1 protein-coding gene is annotated in these 1,229 nt (G+C 58.2%); it reads right to left on the minus strand.

Annotation, left to right across the window (positions count from 1 at the left end; genetic code table 11):
* Positions 1-7: 7 nt before the first annotated feature.
* The gene (locus WS45_RS21100) at positions 8-1,168 is read right to left on the minus strand and encodes an IS30 family transposase (protein WP_059529136.1); all 1,161 of its coding nucleotides are present in this window, start codon (positions 1,166-1,168) and stop codon (positions 8-10) included.
* Between the last annotated feature and the right edge of the window lie 61 nt (positions 1,169-1,229).

Here is a 1,229-nt window from a genome sequence, read left to right on the forward strand (position 1 = left end):
GGTGGATTCAACCGGTCGATGCAACAGCTTGATGGAATCGTTCAGCCGGTGTATCGAAGTTTAGTGTCTTGCGTGGACGTTCGTTGAGCCGTCGGGCAATGGCGTTGAGCTTGGCTTGCGAGTAGGCAGAGAGGTCGGTTCCTTTTGGGAGGTACTGTCTCAGCAGCCCGTTCGTGTTTTCGTTCGTGCCGCGTTGCCAGGGATGCTGGGGATCGCAGAAGTAGACCTTGATGTCCGTCGCGACAGTGAAGCGCTTGTGGCCAGCCATCTCCGTGCCCCGATCCCACGTCAGCGATTTATACAATTCCTGCGGAAGCTTGCCGGCGTGTCTTATCAGAGCATTGACGACAGCTTCAGAGTCCTTGCTGGCAATCTTCACCAACATCACGAACCGGGTCTGGCGTTCGACGAGTGTTGCAATCTGACTGTTGGCGTTGCCGAACAGAAGATCGCCTTCCCAGTGCCCGGGTATTGCTCGATCCTCGGCCGTGCCCGGGCGTTCACTGATCGATATGGCATCGCGGATGTTCGTGCGGTCCTCGGTCTTCAGTGTGTGTTGACGCGATCGACGCATCGCCCGAGAACGGCGCAGGTGTTCCAGCAGTTCTCTTTTCAGCGCACCACGGGCCTGGATATAGAGGCTCCGATAGATAGTCTCGTGCGACACCTGATAGTCCTTGTTGACCGCATACACGTGCTTGAGCCAACCCGCAATCTGCTCCGGCGACCACTGCAATCGGAGCTTGCTTGCCACAACCTGGGCGAGTGTCCGATTCCTGACCAGCTTACATGTCTTTGGGCGCCGTGCGCGGTCCCAGGCGAGCGCGTCGGCCTGGATCGCCCGATAGTACTGCCTTCCGCCATTTCGCTGCACTTCGCGGCTGATAGTAGATGGCGCACGTCCTAACCGCGCCGCTATCGATCGAATCGACTGGCCGGCGACGACTGCGCGCGAGATTTCCTCGCGTTCGGCAAGCGTCAAGGCCAGCGTTGAACGGTGTCGAGGCGCTGGCTGTATTCCGCCAGTCCTGGCGAGAATCCCCTGAATAGAGGAATGGTAGCGATCGAACAGTTGGGCAATCTGATGAAGCGTGTCACCCTTGCGCCACCGCTCCCACATCAGTGCCTTTTGAGTCTCGGTGTAGTAGATCCTGCGCCGCTGTTTCATTTGCAACACCTCCACTGCTTACGCAGCGTCTAGTGTGTTGCATCGACCGGTTGAATCCACC

Source organism: Burkholderia sp. RF2-non_BP3 (genome assembly GCF_001522185.1).
Classification (GTDB): domain Bacteria; phylum Pseudomonadota; class Gammaproteobacteria; order Burkholderiales; family Burkholderiaceae; genus Burkholderia; species Burkholderia diffusa.

Bases quoted from the DNA above. Each gene is read 5' to 3' on its own strand.
- WS45_RS21100 (WP_059529136.1), bottom strand. From the start codon at position 1,168: ATGAAACAGCGGCGCAGGATCTACTACACCGAGACTCAAAAGGCACTG.